Source organism: Embleya sp. NBC_00888 (assembly GCF_045207655.1).
Taxonomy (GTDB): domain Bacteria; phylum Actinomycetota; class Actinomycetes; order Streptomycetales; family Streptomycetaceae; genus Embleya.
Genome location: NZ_CP108785.1, coordinates 4340009 through 4356817, shown reverse-complemented (window position 1 = coordinate 4356817; position 16809 = coordinate 4340009). Strand labels below are relative to the sequence as shown.

General features: G+C 71.4%; 15 protein-coding genes. 8 read left to right on the top strand and 7 right to left on the bottom strand.

The window, feature by feature from the left end; all coding sequences use genetic code 11:
• Positions 1–17: 17 nt before the first annotated feature.
• The 3 genes from OG948_RS53305 (at position 18) to OG948_RS53295 (ending at position 1683) form a co-directional block, all read left to right on the top strand.
• Positions 18–890 carry a sigma-70 family RNA polymerase sigma factor gene (locus tag OG948_RS53305; RefSeq protein WP_331772304.1) on the top strand — a complete coding sequence of 291 codons (873 nt, stop codon included), beginning with the start codon at positions 18–20 and terminating at the stop codon, positions 888–890.
• Positions 887–1378, top strand: coding sequence for a VOC family protein (locus OG948_RS53300; RefSeq protein WP_331772303.1), 492 nt, complete (start codon positions 887–889; stop codon positions 1376–1378). Before OG948_RS53305 ends, OG948_RS53300 begins: the two co-directional genes overlap by 4 nt.
• Positions 1379–1527: 149 nt before the next feature.
• Positions 1528–1683, top strand: coding sequence for a hypothetical protein (locus OG948_RS53295; protein ID WP_331772302.1), 156 nt, complete (start codon positions 1528–1530; stop codon positions 1681–1683).
• 151 nt (positions 1684–1834) lie between these two features.
• On the opposite strand, the gene OG948_RS53290 is transcribed toward OG948_RS53295, so the two are convergent.
• Complete coding sequence (locus OG948_RS53290; RefSeq protein WP_331772301.1) at positions 1835–2644, bottom strand: inositol monophosphatase family protein; 810 nt, start codon at positions 2642–2644, stop codon at positions 1835–1837.
• A gap of 102 nt (positions 2645–2746) precedes the next feature.
• Between OG948_RS53290 and OG948_RS53285 the strand changes: the two genes are divergently transcribed.
• A complete protein-coding gene (locus OG948_RS53285) occupies positions 2747–2935 on the top strand; it encodes a hypothetical protein (RefSeq protein ID WP_331772300.1) in 189 nt (62 codons plus the stop codon).
• Positions 2936–3233: 298 nt separating this feature from the next.
• Here OG948_RS53285 and OG948_RS53280 read toward each other — a convergent pair whose 3' ends face one another.
• Complete coding sequence (locus OG948_RS53280; RefSeq protein ID WP_331772299.1) at positions 3234–4154, bottom strand: hypothetical protein; 921 nt, start codon at positions 4152–4154, stop codon at positions 3234–3236.
• A gap of 40 nt (positions 4155–4194) precedes the next feature.
• Between OG948_RS53280 and OG948_RS53275 the strand changes: the two genes are divergently transcribed.
• Positions 4195–5673, top strand: coding sequence for a pyridoxal-dependent decarboxylase (locus tag OG948_RS53275; RefSeq protein WP_406300740.1), 1479 nt, complete (start codon positions 4195–4197; stop codon positions 5671–5673).
• 207 nt (positions 5674–5880) lie between these two features.
• Complete coding sequence (locus OG948_RS53270; RefSeq protein ID WP_331772297.1) at positions 5881–7200, top strand: wax ester/triacylglycerol synthase domain-containing protein; 1320 nt, start codon at positions 5881–5883, stop codon at positions 7198–7200.
• 143 nt (positions 7201–7343) lie between these two features.
• Here the strand turns inward: OG948_RS53270 and OG948_RS53265 are convergent, their stop codons facing one another.
• Positions 7344–8096 carry an ABC transporter ATP-binding protein gene (locus OG948_RS53265; protein WP_331773599.1) on the bottom strand — a complete coding sequence of 251 codons (753 nt, stop codon included), beginning with the start codon at positions 8094–8096 and terminating at the stop codon, positions 7344–7346.
• A 424-nt stretch (positions 8097–8520) separates the two neighbouring features.
• The gene (locus OG948_RS53260; RefSeq protein WP_406300739.1) at positions 8521–8691 is read right to left on the bottom strand and encodes a hypothetical protein; all 171 of its coding nucleotides are present in this window, start codon (positions 8689–8691) and stop codon (positions 8521–8523) included.
• A gap of 52 nt (positions 8692–8743) precedes the next feature.
• Here OG948_RS53260 and OG948_RS53255 point away from each other — a divergent pair, with 52 nt between their 5' ends.
• Positions 8744–9097: a hypothetical protein gene (locus OG948_RS53255; RefSeq protein WP_406300738.1), complete on the top strand. Its 354-nt coding sequence runs from the start codon at positions 8744–8746 to the stop codon at positions 9095–9097.
• A 563-nt stretch (positions 9098–9660) separates the two neighbouring features.
• Positions 9661–11277: an NPCBM/NEW2 domain-containing protein gene (locus OG948_RS53250; RefSeq protein ID WP_406300918.1), complete on the top strand. Its 1617-nt coding sequence runs from the start codon at positions 9661–9663 to the stop codon at positions 11275–11277.
• 251 nt (positions 11278–11528) lie between these two features.
• Here OG948_RS53250 and OG948_RS53245 read toward each other — a convergent pair whose 3' ends face one another.
• The 3 genes from OG948_RS53245 to OG948_RS53235 all read right to left on the bottom strand — a co-directional run bounded on the left by OG948_RS53245 (position 11529) and on the right by OG948_RS53235 (position 16579).
• Positions 11529–12968, bottom strand: a complete 1440-nt coding sequence (locus OG948_RS53245; protein ID WP_331772295.1) for an alkaline phosphatase PhoX — start codon at positions 12966–12968, stop codon at positions 11529–11531.
• A gap of 966 nt (positions 12969–13934) precedes the next feature.
• Positions 13935–15638 carry an NAD(P)/FAD-dependent oxidoreductase gene (locus tag OG948_RS53240; RefSeq protein WP_331772294.1) on the bottom strand — a complete coding sequence of 568 codons (1704 nt, stop codon included), beginning with the start codon at positions 15636–15638 and terminating at the stop codon, positions 13935–13937.
• A gap of 245 nt (positions 15639–15883) precedes the next feature.
• A complete protein-coding gene (locus tag OG948_RS53235; RefSeq protein WP_331772293.1) occupies positions 15884–16579 on the bottom strand; it encodes a TetR/AcrR family transcriptional regulator in 696 nt (231 codons plus the stop codon).
• Positions 16580–16809: the final 230 nt, after the last annotated feature.

Here is a 16809-nt window from a genome sequence, read left to right as displayed (position 1 = left end):
ACGAAGGAATGTGACACATGGTCGATCAGGACTGGGTGAACGAGCGGTTCGCCGAGCACCAGGGCCGCCTGCACGCGGTGGCCTATCGGATGCTCGGCACGCCCGGCGAGGCCGAGGACGCGGTGCAGGAGGTGTGGCTGCGGGTCAGCCGCGCCGACACCGGCCAGGTGGAGAACCCGGGAGGTTGGCTGACCACGATCGTCGCCCGGGTGTGCCTGAACATGCTCGAGGCGCGCCGGAATCGGCGGGAGGAGTCGGCCGGGGCGCTGCCGCCCGAGCCGGAAGCGCCGCATGCGACCATCCGGCCGACCGCCCCGTCCGGCCCCGAGGACGAGACGCTGCTGGCCGATTCGGTCGGTGTCGCGCTGACGGTGGTGCTGGACACGCTCACTCCCGCCGAGCGGCTCGCGTTCGTCCTGCACGACGTCTTCGCCGTGTCGTTCGGCGAAATCGGCGCCATCACCGACCGCTCCCCGGCGGCGGCGCGACAACTCGCCAGCCGGGCCCGGCGTCGGGTACAAGGAGCCGCCGACGCATCCGATGCCGCGCGATCGGCCAAACGGGAGATCATCGAGGCATTTCTCGCCGCCGCCCGGGGTGGGAACTTCGCCGCCCTGGTCGAGGTGCTCGATCCGGACGCGGTGGTCGGCGACATCCGCGGCGGCCACGAGGTGGCGACCTTCTTCGCCGGACGGGCTCAGGCCGCCCGGCTCGCTCTGGTCGACGGAGTACCGGCGGCCGTCTGGTCGCACCTGGGCCGACCGAAGGCCGTCTTCGCGTTCACCGTCGACGACGACAAGATCACCCGCATCGATATCGACACCGACCCCGACCGGCTCCGCGACCGCGACATCGTCGTACTTCCCGGCGGCGACAAGGGGCGGCGGTGACCCGCACGAACCTCAGGCTCTCGTCCTGCACGCTCACCGTCCACGATCTCGACGCGGCGCTCGGCTTCTACCGTGACGTGCTCGGCTTCGAGGTACGCGACGGCCACGGATCCGGGAGGATACGACGGGTGAGCGTCGGCCCGCCCGCACAGCCGGATGTGCGAATCGTCCTCGAATCCCCCGGCGCGGACCCCCATGTCCCACCGGCCGACCGGCAGGCGATCGCCGGCCTGATGGCCGACGGCCTGCTGGGCCCCCTCGTCTTCGCGACCGACGACTGCGACGCCACCTTCGAGCGTATCGAGGCCGCGGGCGCCGAGGTGATGCAGGAACCGATCGACCAGCCCGACGGCGTCCGCGACTGCGCGTTCGTCGATCCCTCCGGCAACATGTTGCGCTTCGCCCAGCCGCGGCAGGTGGTCCCGCCTCTGGAAGCAGAGCGGGCTCGATCTGCGACAACCCGGCAGGACGGCGGGAGCAGACCGTGAAGTCCCGAGCCCTCGCGCTCGGTAGCCGTCCGCCGCACTACCGCAGTGTCCCGCCGATTGTTGCGGGTCCCATGCCGGGTCGTCCGACGCCGCACCGCACGGTCGTATCGGGTTGTCCCGCGAGCCGACCATCCGTGGATCGGCCGCTTGTGCCCGTCCAGGCATGGGCGGTCTCGCACGAGGCGGGATCCGGCTGCGCCGTCGCGTTCGAGCGGTACACCGGAAGCGCGTTGCCCGGTGTGCGGTCACAGAGCGGCGAGGCCGAGTCGGGGATCTCGTACAACTTCCTGCCGGCCGCGTTGTAGGCGGTGAACCGTTCACGGCTTTCGACAGGGCCGGTGTTGAGCGGGTTGCGGTTGACGTTGGTTGTCCCCACCCTCTGCTCAGGGATGGCCGCTCCTGCGCGGTTTGTTCCCTCTCAATGGGGCGCCGGCTCGTTGAGGTGGGGACGACCCGTCAGGTGCGGTGCCGGCTGCTGCTGCGGATCATCGACATCAGCAGTTCGTGGGTTTCACCGTCGGCGGCCACGACGAGTCCGCGGCCGGCCTGACCGATCGGGGCACCGTCGATGCCGGTGACCACGCAACCGGCGGCCCGGCACAGGGCGATGCCGGCGGCAAAATGTACGCTCCCGGACAGGTCGCCGCCGTCGGTGACGTATGCGGCGCGCTTGCCGGCGGCGACCCAGGCCAATGCCAGTGTCGTGGACACCACCCGGGGCCGGAACCGTTCGACGAACCGGGGCTGGGCCAACAGGTCCACCGCCCGGAAGCCGGGTGCGTTGGGGAACGGCGGGTCCAGGTTGACATCCACGAGTCGGGTGGCGGGCGTGGGCGACAGCAGGGCATCGGCCCCGTCGTGCCGCACCCGGGCGGTCTCACCGTCGGTGAAGAAGATCTCGCCGCCGAACGGGTCGGCGACCGCCGCAGCCCCGTCGCGCAGCGCCACGTTGACGGCCACCAGCATGTTGCCGACGGCGTAGTTCAGCGTGCCGCACAGGGGATCCACCAGCCACCGGCGCTCGGTCTCCGCGGCACCCTGCTGTCCGCCCTCTTCGCCGAGGACGGCGTCGTCGGGCCGGGCGGCATGGATGACGCCGAGGATCGTCTTTTCGGCCTCCACATCGGCGGCGGTGGCGAAGTCCCCGGCGCCCTTGTCGATGCGCGTGAGCCGCCTGCCGTACATGTTGCGCACCACGTCCGCGCCCGCACGCACCGCTGCTATCGCGACTCCGGCATCGTCAAGGTCCGCATACGAGTTGATCATGCTACGCAGGATATGGGCGCCGGCGGAACCCGCCCGGGGTCGGTCGCCGTCACCGGAGATCTCGTCGGCCGTCGGCGCCGACCGCTGTACGAGGTCCGACCCGTGATCGTCCTGACGTCGATCGCGGAAGCCGCGAACGCCTCGCGACCCGAAGCGCCGGCCCGGCAGTTGCTCATTCTCGTGGAAGGCGCCACGGTGGTGGCCGACCATCCGGCGGACCCACACGCGGCCCAGGCCGCGCTCTCCGCCGCGCGGATCCTCCTCGAAACCGCCGCCGATCCGAGGCGGTAGCCGCACAGCCGCCGGGTGTCGGGCCGCCCGACCCGCTCGGGTCGGTCGGCGCCGCGGCGGCTGAACCCTCGACCCCGTCGTCGCGCAAACCGGGAAGGGTCGATGCCGACCCGACCGCCCCGGGCGTCCGGCCGGCCCGGCGGCTCCTCCGGTGGGAAGGTCGTCGGGAAGACGGCCCGGGAGAGTGCTCCGCAAAGCCCGGGTACGAGGGGACGTGTCGAAGGTAGGGCACGAAGGTGCCGGTCCGCCGGCCGCGCGGTCGGCGGAGCGAGTCCGGGGGCGCCCGTGCGGGTGGGATTCAGTGGTGAAGGGTGAGCGTTGTGTCCCGGGCTTCGGGTGGTCGGGCCGGCTCGGTGGCGGGCGCGGCGTCCAGGTCGGCGCGGCGCCGCCGGCACAGGCGTTCCAGCGCCTCCACCCCCGGTTCCGCGCCGCGGAGCAGGGAGGGTCCGGAGCCGACGAAGCGCGAACAGACGCCCACGTGGGCATGGTGGACGTCCGTCAGAACCTCGGCCAGGCGCCGGTGGGCGGGTCGCAGGGTGGCGGACTTCGCCGGTGCGACCCGGCCCCACTCGCGCAGGCTCCGCACCAGGACACGGTGATCGGCCGACCACAGGCCGGAGAATCCCGTTCGCGAAACGTGCGGTGGGGCCATCGAGGGTCGGACGATGTCGTGGTAGTCGTCGACGCCGAAGCTCGCGGTGACACGCAGGGCCGACGCACTGGCGCGCAGGAAGTGCGCGGCGCTGTCCAGGCCGAGGACGGATCCGGCGGGCGTGGGGGCGTGGAGGGCGTGTCGCAGGGCGACGATGGTGGCCTGGGTGAGGGCGAAGAACAGTCGGTGCCCCTGGATCCAGCGTTCGCGGACCGTGGCGTCCGTCCGGCGTACACGGGAGTCGCTTCGGGGGGTCAGCCCGGCGGCGTGCGCGGCGAGTTCGAGGTCGGGCTCCGTCGGGGTCCCGTCCGGGTTCCGGGATAGGGCGCGCACTTTGGCGAGGGTGTCGTCGAGGGCGTCGATCAACAGGAGCGCGGGGGCACAGGCGCACCGGGCGACGGCGAAGTATTCGTCGAACACGGCTTCGCGAGGCCTGCGTTCGGGGACGCGTCGGTGGTCGGGGGGCGCGTGGTGACGATCGCGTCGGTGTGCGGCCGCGCGCAGGGTCGCGAGGTCGTGGGGCAGTTGCTGCGGAGGAGCGAGCCACAGCACGGATTCGCTTGACATATAGGCCGTTTCAGTAGGTTTTTGCGGTACGTTACCCGTCATGTCACGAATTCCAATGGATGATTCGTTTCGCGGCGCGATCGGCATGGTCGCCGAGATCCTCGAGGACTACTGGGAGGACCTGCGCGAGGAACGCCTGCCGGTGACGCCGGACCTTCGCCCCGGGGACGTGCGCGCGATGTTGCCCGACGGCGTGCCGACGCGGGGGGAGCCGATCCGGGAAGTGCTGGCCGATGTGCGGCGTGTGGTGATGCCCGGCCTCGTGCACTGGCAACACCCGTCGTTCCTGGGCTACTACCCCACCCAGACCAGCCCCGCGTCGGTGGTCGGCGAGCTTTTGGCATCGGGCCTGGCGGTCCAGCACATGATGTGGTCGACGGGCCCGGCCGCCACCGAACTCGAGGAGGCCGTCCTGGACCACCTCGCGCTCGCGCTGGGCCTGCCGGAGCGGTTCCTCAGCGGCGGGGACGGCGGCGGGGTCCTCCAGGACTCCGCGTCCTCGGCGGTCCTGGTGGCCGTGGTCGCCGCCCTGTACCGGGCCTCGGGCGGGCGCTGGCGCGAGCACGGCACCGAGGGCCGCCATCGCCTGTACTGCACCGACCAGGCGAACTCCTGCGTCCCGAAGGCCTCGCGCATCGCCGGCCTGGGCGAACCGGCCCTGATCGCCACCACGCCGGGCACGTGCGAGATGGACCCGCACGCCCTGCGCGAGCAACTGACGGCCGACCGCGCCGCGGGCGTCGTTCCCGCGATCGTGGTCGCCTCCGTCGGCACTACGGGCACCTGCGCCATCGACCCGATCGCCGCCGTCGCCGCGGTGTGCCGGGAATTCGGCGCGTGGCTGCACGTGGACGCCGCCTACGCCGGATCGGCGGCCGTCTGCCCGGAGAACCGCTGGATCAACGACGGCGTCGAACACGCCGACTCCTATGCCGTGAACTGCCACAAGTGGTTGCTGACGGGACCGCCCTGCGACGCCATGTGGGTGGCCGACCGGCACAGCCTCACCGCCGCCATGGACATCCGCCCGGACTTCCTGCGGAACCGGGCCAGCGACTCGGGCGAGGTCACCGACTTCCGGGACTGGCAGGTGCCGCTCATGCACCCCTTCCGCGCCCTGAAACTGTGGTTCGTCCTGCGCACCCACGGCATCGAGGGCCTGCGCACGCACATCCGCGAACAGCTCCTGCTCGCCGACCTGTTCGCCGACCTGGTCCGGGAAACCCCCGGGTTCGAACTCGTCTCGCACACCCTCGGACTGGTGTGCTTCCGCCTCGTCGGCGACAACGCGCGCACCGAACGCCTGCGCGCCGACCTGGACGCCACCCACCGGATCCTGGTGACGCCCACCACCGTCGACGGCCGCTACGTCCTGCGCGCGGCCCTGGGCTCGCGTCTGGCATCGCAGACCTCCGTACGCAACGCCTGGGCACTGGTACGCGAGGTCGCCGCCGCGATCCCCGACCACCGACCCCCATCATCCGAAGCCCCGACGACGGCCCCGGTGGGCGCGCGGTGACCACGAACACGCCCACGCGCGGCCACACCTGCCCAGGGCACCGCGAAACCCACCCCACGCCCCGGGAAGCGGGGACTGCGCACGTGACCGGAATCCGGCCGCACCGGCGCGCCGATGATGCGGGGGCCGAAGACGTGACACGCCCTATGTACACGCGCCCACGCATCAGCCCTCTCACCATGCGAACGACATCCGAGGGAGAACACCGTGCACGGACATGATGCCGCGGCCGCGGCGGGCGAACGCTGGTTCGACTACGCGGCGGCGCACCCCCACTCGAGCATGGAGATCGGTGGCGTGGCCGTGATCACCGGCCCCGCGCCCTCGACCGTCGAACTGCACGCGCTGATCGACTTGGCCCGCGCGGCCCACCCCCCACTGCGCGACCGAGCCCGCGCGCCCGGCGCGAACACGCGCGGTCCGGCCGCGCCCGCCGATCACCTCGAGGAGGTCGCGCTGCCCACCCGCGGCGGCGACGTCGCGCTGCACGCGGCGATCGAGCGCGTGTGCGCCCGGCCCCTCACGGACGTCACCTGGGGCATGACGTTGCTCCACGGCCACCGTGACAACGAGTTCGCCCTGCTCCTTCGCGCCCACCACGGCCTCATGGACGGCATGTCCCTGATCGGGGTCATGCTCGCCGCGCTGGGGGAATCCGGCCTCCCGCGCCGCCACGCACCCCCCAGGCCGGCACGCATCTGGACGCCCGGCCGCGTGCGCGCCCTGCTGCGCGCCGCGATCGACATCGCGCTGCCCGCGCACGCGATCGACCTCGGCCCGGCGCGTGTGCAAGCCCCGACCGGCCCACCGCTACGCCGATGGGCCCACACGCCGCTGCCTCGCATGAAGGCGATCGCGCGCACGAGCGGCACCAGCCTCAACGACGTCTACCTGGCCGCCCTCGCCGGCGCCCTGCGACCCTGGCTGCCCGACGGCGCCACGGGCACCGTGCGGGCGATGGTCCCCCTCGACAGCCGGCGCCGGGACACGAGTAGCGCGGTGGGCAACTTCCACCGCGGCGTCCCCGTCGTCCTGCCGTGCCGAGTGCCCACCGCGGCCGAACGACTGGCCGCCACGCACCTGGCCACCGCGAGCATCCGGACCGGCCGCTGCGATCCCGACGCCGACATCCTGTTCGATACCCTGCCCACCCGTTGGCACGGTCGGGCCCTGGCACGCGTGCTGCACCCGCGGCGCACCACCGTGGTGGCCACCCATGTCCCCGGCCCCGCACGGCCCCTCGAACTCCACGGCCACAACATCCACACCCTGCTGCCGCTGATGTTCCTGCCCGCGGGACACCGCCTGTCGATCTGCCTGGCCGAATACGCCGGAACCGCGCACCTGGCCATCGTCGCCGACCCCAGCCTGCCCGCCATCGACGAACTCCCCACCCGATGGCTGGCCGAACTCGACGCGCTCGAAGACACCCACACGCCCCACCTGCCGATCGCCGCCTCCGCGATCACACCGGGAGCGATCGTCGACTCGGCATCGGGCAGCCCGGAGCGCACCACGACACCCTGACGTCACCGCCACCGCACACCGCGACCCGGGCGGCGCGTGGAGACCCGGCGGTGGCGGCACCATCGAAACCTCCGGGGCCCGCGAGCCGGCCATCCGTGCGCAGCGGCCGGATCGCCGCCCCCGCCGCTGCCGCCGGGCCCGGGTCAGGTGCTGCGCTTGGTGGCGTCGAAGCGCTTCATGCGTTCGAGGACCCGCTCGTGCGTCGGCGTGTTCATCTCGTCGACGATGTGGCCGTCGCCGAGGAAGACGACGCGGTCCGCGTAGGAGGCGGCGACCAGGTCGTGGGTGACCATGACCACGGTCTGGCGCAGTTCGTCGACGCTGCGGCGGAGTACGCCCAGCACCTCGGCGCCCGCGTGCGAATCCAGGTTGCCGGTCGGCTCGTCGGCGAAGATGAGTTCGGGGCGGGACGCGAACGCCCGTGCACACGCGACGCGTTGCTGTTGCCCGCCGGACATCTCCGACGGACGATGGCGCAGCCTGTCACCGATCTCCAGGGTCGCCACCACCTGGTCGAGCCAGGCCCGGTCCGGCTTGTGGTGGGCGATGGACATCGGCAACACGATGTTCTCCATCGCGGTGAGGAAGGGAAGCAGGTTGAACGTCTGGAAGATGAAACCGATCTTGTCCCGGCGCAGTCGGGTGAGATCCTTGTCCTTGAGCGCGGTGATCTCGGTGTCCCCGACCCAGATGTGACCACTGGTCACCGAGTCGAGGCCGGCCAGACAGTGCATCAGGGTCGACTTGCCCGAGCCCGACGGCCCCATGATGGCGGTGAAGCAACCCCGTTCGATGCCGATGTCGACCGCGTCCACGGCCACGACCCGAGTGTCGTCGGCCCCGAACGTCTTGGTCAGAGCGCGCGCACGGGAGGCGAGTTCGGGCCCGCCCGGCAGATCGCGCGGAGTCGCATCGGTGTGGTCGCCGTCGTTCCTGCGGTGTTTGCGCACGGGCTCTCCTCGGTCGGTGAGCGTACGGACTCCTCGAGTATCGACCCGCCGTCGACACATGGGAACGCACAGGAGGGACCGGAGTGCGCCGGAACGAGGCTCCCTTGGGGGCGTCGAGTCCTTTGCCCGACACCGGAAATCGTCGGATCGGCACCCGGTACCCGGGATGCGGTGGGTGACCATTGACGATCCCGGCCGCCCGGCAGAGCTTCCGTCACGGGTGCCGGCGCACTTCGCGCCGCCGAACTCCCGTGGCCGGCCGCGCCGGTGGTCGCTTCGCATCGGCACGTCCGGGACCGCTCCGCGGCCGGGCACCGGTGGTAGGCTCTCCGCGCTTGAACAGGCGTGTATACGGGGGCATTATGAGTAATCAGCCGAAATGGGCCTGGTGGGTCGTCGGGATCGTGATCCCCGTGCTGGGGATCTTCGTGTCGATCCAGTTGGCCACGAAATCGGGTTCCGACGACAAGTCGCCGTCGACGAACGCCGGCGTCCCGGTCGCCCCGGCGTCGGACGGCGGGAACCGGGCGCCGGCGTCCACATCAGGGACCTCACCAGCGGCGAACACATCCGCGACAGTGCTCGCCGGGCCCGTGAAGATCACACTCAAGCCGGGCGCCAACTACATCGACCTGGACAGCCCGTCGCCGTTCCCCCAGCCCGCGGAGAAGGGCGCCGACGCCTTCGTCGGGTTCAACCTCCCCGACCTGGCGCTCGGCCCGCTCAAGTCGGCAAACGTCGTGGCCATCACCCCGCCCGACGGCCCCGGACCCACCCGGGACGACTGCAACCAGGCCATCACCAAACGCGGCACCTACACGAGCGGCGAACTGTCCCAGGGCATGCGCGTATGCCTCCAGACCGGGGAAGGGCACACCGCCTACCTGCGCATCACGACCGTACCCACCCGCGCCGCGCTCACGTTCGAAGCCACAGTCTGGGAGTGACCGAAGGCGTGGACCGAGGGTTCGCGCGCCTTCGACGGTCGTCGCGCACGGCCTCGACGTCGTCGGCGTAGCTCCTCCCGGCGAAACATCGCCCGGGGAGCACCGGCGAGCACTCCTGCCCGTCGCCGTCGTGATCCGGCAACGCCGCGACGGCGAACGGGCCATCGGCCTGCCCACACAGGAACCGGCGGGCGCGGACGGGCAGTTCCGCCAAGGGCTCGCCGGGCACTCGCCGGGCACTCGTCGGGCGCCCGCCGCGGCACTTCGGCCACCCGAACAACCCGACACATATCAACATCACCACGCCCCGAACACTGCGACAAGTGACGTATCTTGCTCCGGTCCATCCCTTGACACGCCCAACTCCCCACCGATGGGATGTCAATTCCCGTTGAAATACGTTCGATCACGATGATTTCCACGGGCCGGAAGTACCCATCGCACCAATCAGCACCTGCGCTCACTCGAATCCCCGAGCTCTGGAGCCGTCCGTGCACAAGGTACGAACCACCCTCACCCGCCGCCTCGCGGCGATCCTCACCGCCCTGCCCCTCCTGACCCCGATGGTGGGCACGGCCGCACTGGCCGGCGCATCCGTCGTCGCCGCCCCGATGGCCGCCGCCGCACCCGACGGCCAAGCCCTGGTACCCCCGATGGGGTTCAACAACTGGAACTCGACCCACTGCCGGGCCGACTTCAACGAGGCCATGGTCAAGGGCATCGCCGACCTCTTCGTGTCCAAGGGGCTCAAGGCCGCCGGCTACCAATACGTCAACCTCGACGACTGCTGGGCCCTCCCCAACCGGGACGCGGCGGGCAACCTGGTCGCCGATCCGGTCCGCTTCCCCCACGGCATCAAGGCCGTCGCAGACTACGTCCACGACAAGGGCCTCAAGTTCGGTATCTACACCAGCGCCGGCACCAAGACCTGCGACAGCGCCGGATTCCCCGGCGCCCTCGGTCACGAGCGCCAGGACGCGAACCTGTTCGCCTCCTTCGGCGTCGACTACCTCAAGTACGACAACTGCAACAACCAGGGCGTGGACGCCAAGAAGCGCTACACCGACATGGCGAACGCCCTGCACGACACCGGCCGTCCCATCGTCTTCTCACTCTGCGACTGGGGCGAGAGCAAGGCCTGGGAGTGGGCCGCCCCGATCGGTCACCTGTGGCGCACCACGGGCGACATCTCGGACAACTGGTTCTCGATGATCAACATCGCCCACCGCAACCAACCCCTCGCCCCCTACGCCGGCCCGGGCCACTGGAACGACCCGGACATGCTGGAGGTCGGCAACGGCGGCATGACCGCCGCCGAGTACCGCACCCACTTCACCCTGTGGTCGATGATGTCCGCGCCGCTGCTGATCGGGACCGATCTGCGCAAGGCGAGCGCGGAAACCTTCTCGGTCCTGTCCAACCCCGACGTGATCGCCGTCGACCAGGACCCCCTGGGCAAGCAAGGCACCGTCGTCGCGAACAGCGGCGGCCTCGTGGTCATGGTCAAGGAGTTGGCCAACGGCGACCGCGCCGTCTCGCTGACCAACGAGACCGGCGGCACCGCCACCATCTCCACCACCATGGACGCCCTGGGCATCGCCAACCGCAGCCCTTACCGGCTCAAGGATCTGTGGACCAAGGTCGCCTCCACCAACACCACCGGCACCATCAGCGCCTCCGTACCCTCCCACGCCACCGTCGTCTACCGAATCACCCCCGGCCCGGCCTCTCTTCCCCCCGCCGGCACCTCGCACCTGTCCGACATCCCCTGGACGGGCATGCTCAACGGCTGGGGCCCGGTGGAGAAGGACCGCAGCAACGGTGAACGGGCAGCCGGCGACGGCCGGGCCCTGACCATCAACGGCACCGTCTACGCCAAGGGCCTCGGCGCACACGCCCCCGGCACCCTCACCTACCACCTCGGCGCCCGCTGCACCCGCCTGACCGTGGACGTCGGCGTCGACGACGAGAGCACCTCGACCGGATCGGTCGCGTTCCGGATCTACCGGGACGACACCAAGGTCGCGGACAGCGGCGTGCTGACCACGTCGGACCCGGCCAGGGCACTCACCGCCGACCTGACCGGAGGGCGCACGCTGACCCTCGCCGTCACCGACGGCGGCAACGGCATCGACTACGACCACGCGGACTGGGCAAACCCCAGGCTCACCTGCACCTGATCCCCGCTCCCGGTACGCCCCCGACGGCCGGCTCCCGGTCACGGTCGATCCGGCCGCGACCGGGAGCCGGTGCTTTCCCGGAGCCGGCCGTGCCCGCGCACCAGCCCGCGCGCACGCCCCCGAGCAGGGTTTCTCGGACACCATCCGGTCCGACGCCGACACGCTCCCGCAGTGGAGCGTTGACCCGGTGAACCAACTGAACCGGGACCACCCGCGGAACTCCTGCGGCCTGCTTGTCCGGGCCGGCGGAACTACAGGCCCGGACCGCGCAGTGCGATGGTGCAGCCGACCTTGGACTGGATGTTGACGTATAGGATCCGGCCTTCGGGATCGAAGGTGGCGCCGGCGAACTCCGCGTCCGGGTCGCCCGGGACCGGGGCCAGGCGCGCGATGTCGAACAGGACACCGCCGCTGGTGAGGCCACGCAGGTAGTTCTCGTTCTTGCCGTCCTCGCACAGGACGAGGGTGCCCCGCGGGCTGACCGCGATGTTGTCGGGCATGTCCAGCACGGAGGAGTGCGGCGACTGGTGGACCAGGCGCAGCCGCTCCGCGCGAATGTCGTAGGCCCATACCTGTCCGCGTCCGGCGCCGAACGCGGACAGTCCCCCCGGACCGGGAGGGAACTCGTCGCCGGGCGCGGCGTCGCCGCCTTGGGTGGAGACGAAGTACACGGTGCCGTTGTCGTACACCGAGCCCTCCAGTCGGGAGAACACCGCGGCGCCCTTGGCCTGGCCTTCGCGGCTGACGGTGGGGGCGGCGTCGAACCAGGTCGCGCCGGGCGCGAAGGTCGGGTCGGGGTCCTCGATGTCGACCCAGGTAATCCGGTAGGTCGCGCCCTCGGGTTGGCCGAGGTGCAGTTGCGCGCGGGGAGTGCCCGTGACGGCGAGCATCTGCAGGCGACCGCCGTCCAGGACGCGCCCGGCGCGCATCGGGTGAACCGGCGGCAGGTAGCGGTAGAACCCGGACGCGAACAGCGGGTTGTCCTCGGTCAGGTAGAGCGCACCACCGACGGGGTCGAGGGAAACCGACTCGTGCTGGAACCGCCCGGCCGCGCGCACGGGTTCGCGGATGCCTCGCCCGCGAACCGGCACCTCGAAGAGGTAGCCGTGCTTGCGTTGAAGCTTGCTGTTGTCCGCGCCGGGGATCGCACTTTTGACGTCGGGCCCGTCGACGGACTCCTCGCAGGTGACCCAGGCTCCCCACGGCATCGGTCCACCGGAGCAGTTCATGATCGTACCGTTGAGGCTGATCCGCTGGTCGGTCAGGCGGCCGTGCCGGTCCAGGGTCAACGTGGTGGTACCGCCTCCGCCGAGGGTGTCGTACGCCTGGGAGAGGTTGCCGAACGCGCCAGGGGTTCCGGGGACTTCGTGGTTGCGGACCAGGACGGTGGTGCCGCCCCAGCCGCGGAACGCGGCCATGCCGTCGGGCCGTGCGGGGGCGGGGTGGCCGTCGTCCATCGGGTCGCCGACCGCGGAGAAGGACCGGTAGCCGAACCCGGGCGGCAGATGGAGTCGTACCTGGCCGTCGCGGTCGTCGGCCACCGGGCGCAGCGGTCCCAGCGGGTGTGATCGTGAGGGGCGGCCGGGGCCGCCGGGTGCGGCGGCGACCAAGCCCTGGAAGGGGCCGGCGGCGACCGCGGTGGTTCCGGCGGCGACCACGGCGGCGCGGGCCAGAAACTCTCTTCGTTCCACGGGGATCTCCCAGCTGAAGGTGTGGAGGTGTTTCGGGTGAAACCGTGCGCTGATCGACGGGCGGTGGAGACGGACGGGGTCTTCCGCGGACGAGGCGGTCGAGGTCTGGGGCATGGCTGGGTCGGTCGGTTGGGCAGGCCGCAGGAGAGGTTTGCCACCCGGGCGGCGGTGGCGGGCCCGCGGACGGCCTGCGTCGGCGGGTCCGTGCTCGGCGCCGGGGTGGGCGCGCCGTGTGCACATGCGGACTGGTTAATGGATTCAGCATCGTGCCGTCCCGCGTCGTCGCCGGGTGTGCGGCGGGTGCGGGGTGGGAGGACGGCCGGCGCCGGACGGGGCGCCGGCGGGAAAAGCGCCCGGACAAGGCCAAGGGCGTGCCGGACGGACAAACCGGGGAGAGCCGGTGGACGCTCGCGGAGCCGACATCCTTGGCGGCCGTGCGACGGGCGCGGGGTGCTGTGGGTGTCGGGACGGGGTCTCGACGGCCGGAACGTTATCGCGTTCTGTTGACCGCCGCCAGGTCTAGGACATGAATCTCTGCTGCGCCAAGAACTCGCACCCGAACGACGGAGCTTTCCCGAACGGCGCGGCCGCGCCATGCGCGCCTCGGAAACGGTCGGTGCAGCGGGCATCAGGCCGGGGTGGGACGGCACCCGACGCGATTGATGGACCACAGACCAGAGACACGGTCGACGCGAGTCCGGACCCGACACGCGTGCCGGCTGCGAGTGCCGGCGTCCCCCGGGGCCACGCGTGCAGCGTCGGTCGCAGAGTTCCCGGTCATCGCCGCCGAGCCGGCCGGCGCACTGGACGTGTCCGGCCGGGCCCAGGCGCTCGACCTGCGCTGCGGCACCCACACGGCGTCGGCACCGGCACCGACGCCGCCGGGCGTCGCCGGGCGCCGCCGGGCATCGCCGCCGCGCGAATCACCCTGCGGCGCGCGGCGGTGCCGGGCCCGGCGCCCGGTCCTCAGATCTGGCAGGCGATCTCGTCCGCGACCCGCTCGCCGGAGGCCACCGCCGCGTTCAGGGTGGAGTTGTCCACGTCGGTGTGCTCGCCCGCGAAGTGGATCCTGCCCTCCTGGACGCCCTCGTAGCCGGCGATCGAGGTGTACTGGCCGACCCGGTAGTAGTGGTAGGCGCCCAGCGACCAGGGGTCGAGGGACCAATGGTCCTCGTACGCCTTGCCGTTGTACGCCGCCTTGGTGCCCGGGAACAGGTACTCGATCTGTCCGTGGAACCATTGCACGTCGGCGGCCGGTGCCGGGCCGTGCGCCGCTCCGGTGAGGGTGTTCCGGGCGGTGTTGCCGCCGGGGAAGTTCACCAGCAGGGCCGGCGCGCCGTTCTCGCCCAGGTGCACCGAACCGTCCCAGGAGGTCTGGTATCCGGCCGGGCCGGTGTTGCTGATGCCGTTGCCGCCGACCGCGGGCCAGGTCTTGCGGGTGAGCTGGGTGACGATCTTCGCGTTCTGCCCCATGCCCTGCTCGCGGATCGCCTTGAGTTTGAGCGCGGACAGGCTCGCACCGGACAGGTCGACGTTGCGCAGCGTGCTGAACGGCAGGGCCAGCACCACGTGGTCGGCGGTGACCGAGACCGGGCTGCCGGCGTGGTCGAACGTACAGGTGTAGCTGCCGGTGGCGTTCCGCCGCAGTGCGACCAGTCGATGGCCCGGTTTGACGGCGCCCGCCGGGAGTTGCCCGACCATGCCGCTGACCAACTGGTCGTTCCCACCGACGAGATGGTACTGCTCGTCGAAGCCGCCGCCGGCGAAGATCTCGGAGGAGCCGAGGAAGCCGACCAGGCTCATCGCCGAGGTGTCGCCCGGCTCGCCGCCCGATTGCAGTTGCAGCGACTGGATGAGTTGGCCGAGCCGGGAGCCCGCCGGCAGTCCGATTTCCGCGAGGTAGTCCAGGGCGGACATCCGGTCGAGTCGGCGCGCCTCGGCGGTGAAGTTGTTGTAACGGGGCGTCCCCGCGGCGGCGTAGGAGGCGCTGAACGCGCTGTAGGCCTGCGCGACCCAGTCGTCCTGCTGGACGGCGCCGTCGTACCCGGCGCCGTTGATCCACGCCTTGTAGTCCCCGGTGGCCAGCGCCCCGCCGGCGGCGACCTCCTTGTTCAGACCCAGTCGGCGGGCGAGGGCGAGGATCTCGGTGTCGGTGGAACTGATGAACGCGCCGCCGTGTTCGTGCACTTGACCGCCGGCGAAGTAGCCGCGCAGGGATCGGCATCGGCCGCCCAGGTGGGTGTCGGCGGCTTCGTACACGGTCGCGGCGACGGGGGTGTGACCCGTCCAGAGTCGGTGTGCGCAGCGCAGTCCGGCCAGACCCGCGCCGACCACGACGATGCGCGGTGCGCCGGTCGACGTGGTCGCCGAGGCGCGTGCGGGTGCGAGCAGCCCGCCCGGCATTGCGGCGGCGGCAACGGCGAACGCGCCCGCGCCGCCGAGGAGTCGGCGTCGGCTGGGGCCGGCCGCGGCCGCCTCGCGTTCCTCGGCGCGCAGGGCCCGTTCGCGCCGGACGGCCTCGGCCCGCTCGCCGGCCACCTCGGCCACGGGCACACCGCGCCGACGAGCCTCGGCGTGGGTGGCGAAGACGGCGCGCAGCGGTGCGGGCAGCCCGGCGCGGTCGACGGTTCTTGCGGGCGAGGTGCGTGGGCCGGAAGGTTCCTTGGGCATGAAATCCCTCGTCTCGGGATCGTGGCGACAAGTGCCGAGCGGTGGTGTTCGCTCTGTCGGGCGAACGCGGCCGACTGCGGCAAGGGGACCCGGACCGGTCGGCGAGCGAAGCGCGACCTGTGCGATGGGACGAGAGTGAAGCGCCTGCGCATCACCGATGTCAACAGTGTTGCGCAGGCGCCGTGGAGAGGATCTTCGTTGATGGTGAGGACGAGTCGGACCGGTTCGCTCGTGCGGCCGGGGTGTCAGCCCTCCCGAATCGCGGCCGCGCGCTGCTCGATCGCGGTGATCAGCGCCTCGACCCGGGTGTGGAAGATCCGGTCGTGCGAGACCTCGGCCAACTCCGCGCCCAGCCGGGTGATGTGCGGGAATCCGCGCCCGTCCACCAGCCGATATTCGATCTTCCAGGCGGACTCGTCCGACGCCCGGACCTCGGGATCGAACAGCAGATACGCCGCGCGCTGGCCGACGTACGCCAGCAGCGAGTCGCCGACCATTCGGTAGTGCAGGGCCGCGTCGGCGCCGTCGAGGCCGGCTTCGGTGACCATGCCCAGGATGAGTTCGACGACGCGGAACTCGTTGGGGCGTCTGGTGGTCCGGCTGGCCATGGTCGAGGCGACCACCGGGTATTTCAGCGCGACGGCGAGCGAGCCGTCGGCCAGCGCGCGCAGTCGACCCCGCCAGTCGAGGCCGTCGGGGATGCTGTCCAGCACCTCGCCCAGCGTGCGGTCCGCGACGGACAGCAGCAGCTCGTCCTTGTCGCGGAAGTGCCGGTAGATCGCGGTCGGATCGGTGCCCAACTCCTCGCCGAGGCGGCGGATCGTGAACGCGTCCGAGCTGCCCCGCGCCGCGATGCGCAGGCTCGCGTCGATGATCGCCTCGGGGGTCAGTTGGGTGCCGGTTCGCTTGCTGCGGACTGGGGTTGCGGGTGGTTTCGGCATGGTGGGACCAGTGTATCGATTCGACCGTCGGGCTGCGCATCACTGTTGACAACAGTGTTGCGCTGCCGTTTCACTCCTCACCACGGCCCACGCCCACCGCGTTCACCGGGCCGAGGTACGCGGCCCGACCGGCGTTCGAGACCGGCGGGTCGCCGCCCGCCCGACCGGCCCGGCGCCGGACGGCACCACGTACCGGCTCGGCGCCGGGCGCACCACAACCTGCCCGACGC

What these genes read in the sequence shown, in the direction of transcription:
- OG948_RS53305 (WP_331772304.1), top strand. Translation starts at nt 18, where the DNA reads ATGGTCGATCAGGACTGGGTGAACGAGCGGTTCGCCGAGCACCAGGGC.
- OG948_RS53290 (WP_331772301.1), bottom strand. Translation starts at nt 2,644, where the DNA reads ATGATCAACTCGTATGCGGACCTTGACGATGCCGGAGTCGCGATAGCA.
- OG948_RS53280 (WP_331772299.1), bottom strand. Translation starts at nt 4,154, where the DNA reads ATGTCAAGCGAATCCGTGCTGTGGCTCGCTCCTCCGCAGCAACTGCCC.
- OG948_RS53275 (WP_406300740.1), top strand. Translation starts at nt 4,195, where the DNA reads ATGTCACGAATTCCAATGGATGATTCGTTTCGCGGCGCGATCGGCATG.
- OG948_RS53250 (WP_406300918.1), top strand. Translation starts at nt 9,661, where the DNA reads ATGGTGGGCACGGCCGCACTGGCCGGCGCATCCGTCGTCGCCGCCCCG.
- OG948_RS53240 (WP_331772294.1), bottom strand. Translation starts at nt 15,638, where the DNA reads ATGCCCAAGGAACCTTCCGGCCCACGCACCTCGCCCGCAAGAACCGTC.
- OG948_RS53235 (WP_331772293.1), bottom strand. Translation starts at nt 16,579, where the DNA reads ATGCCGAAACCACCCGCAACCCCAGTCCGCAGCAAGCGAACCGGCACC.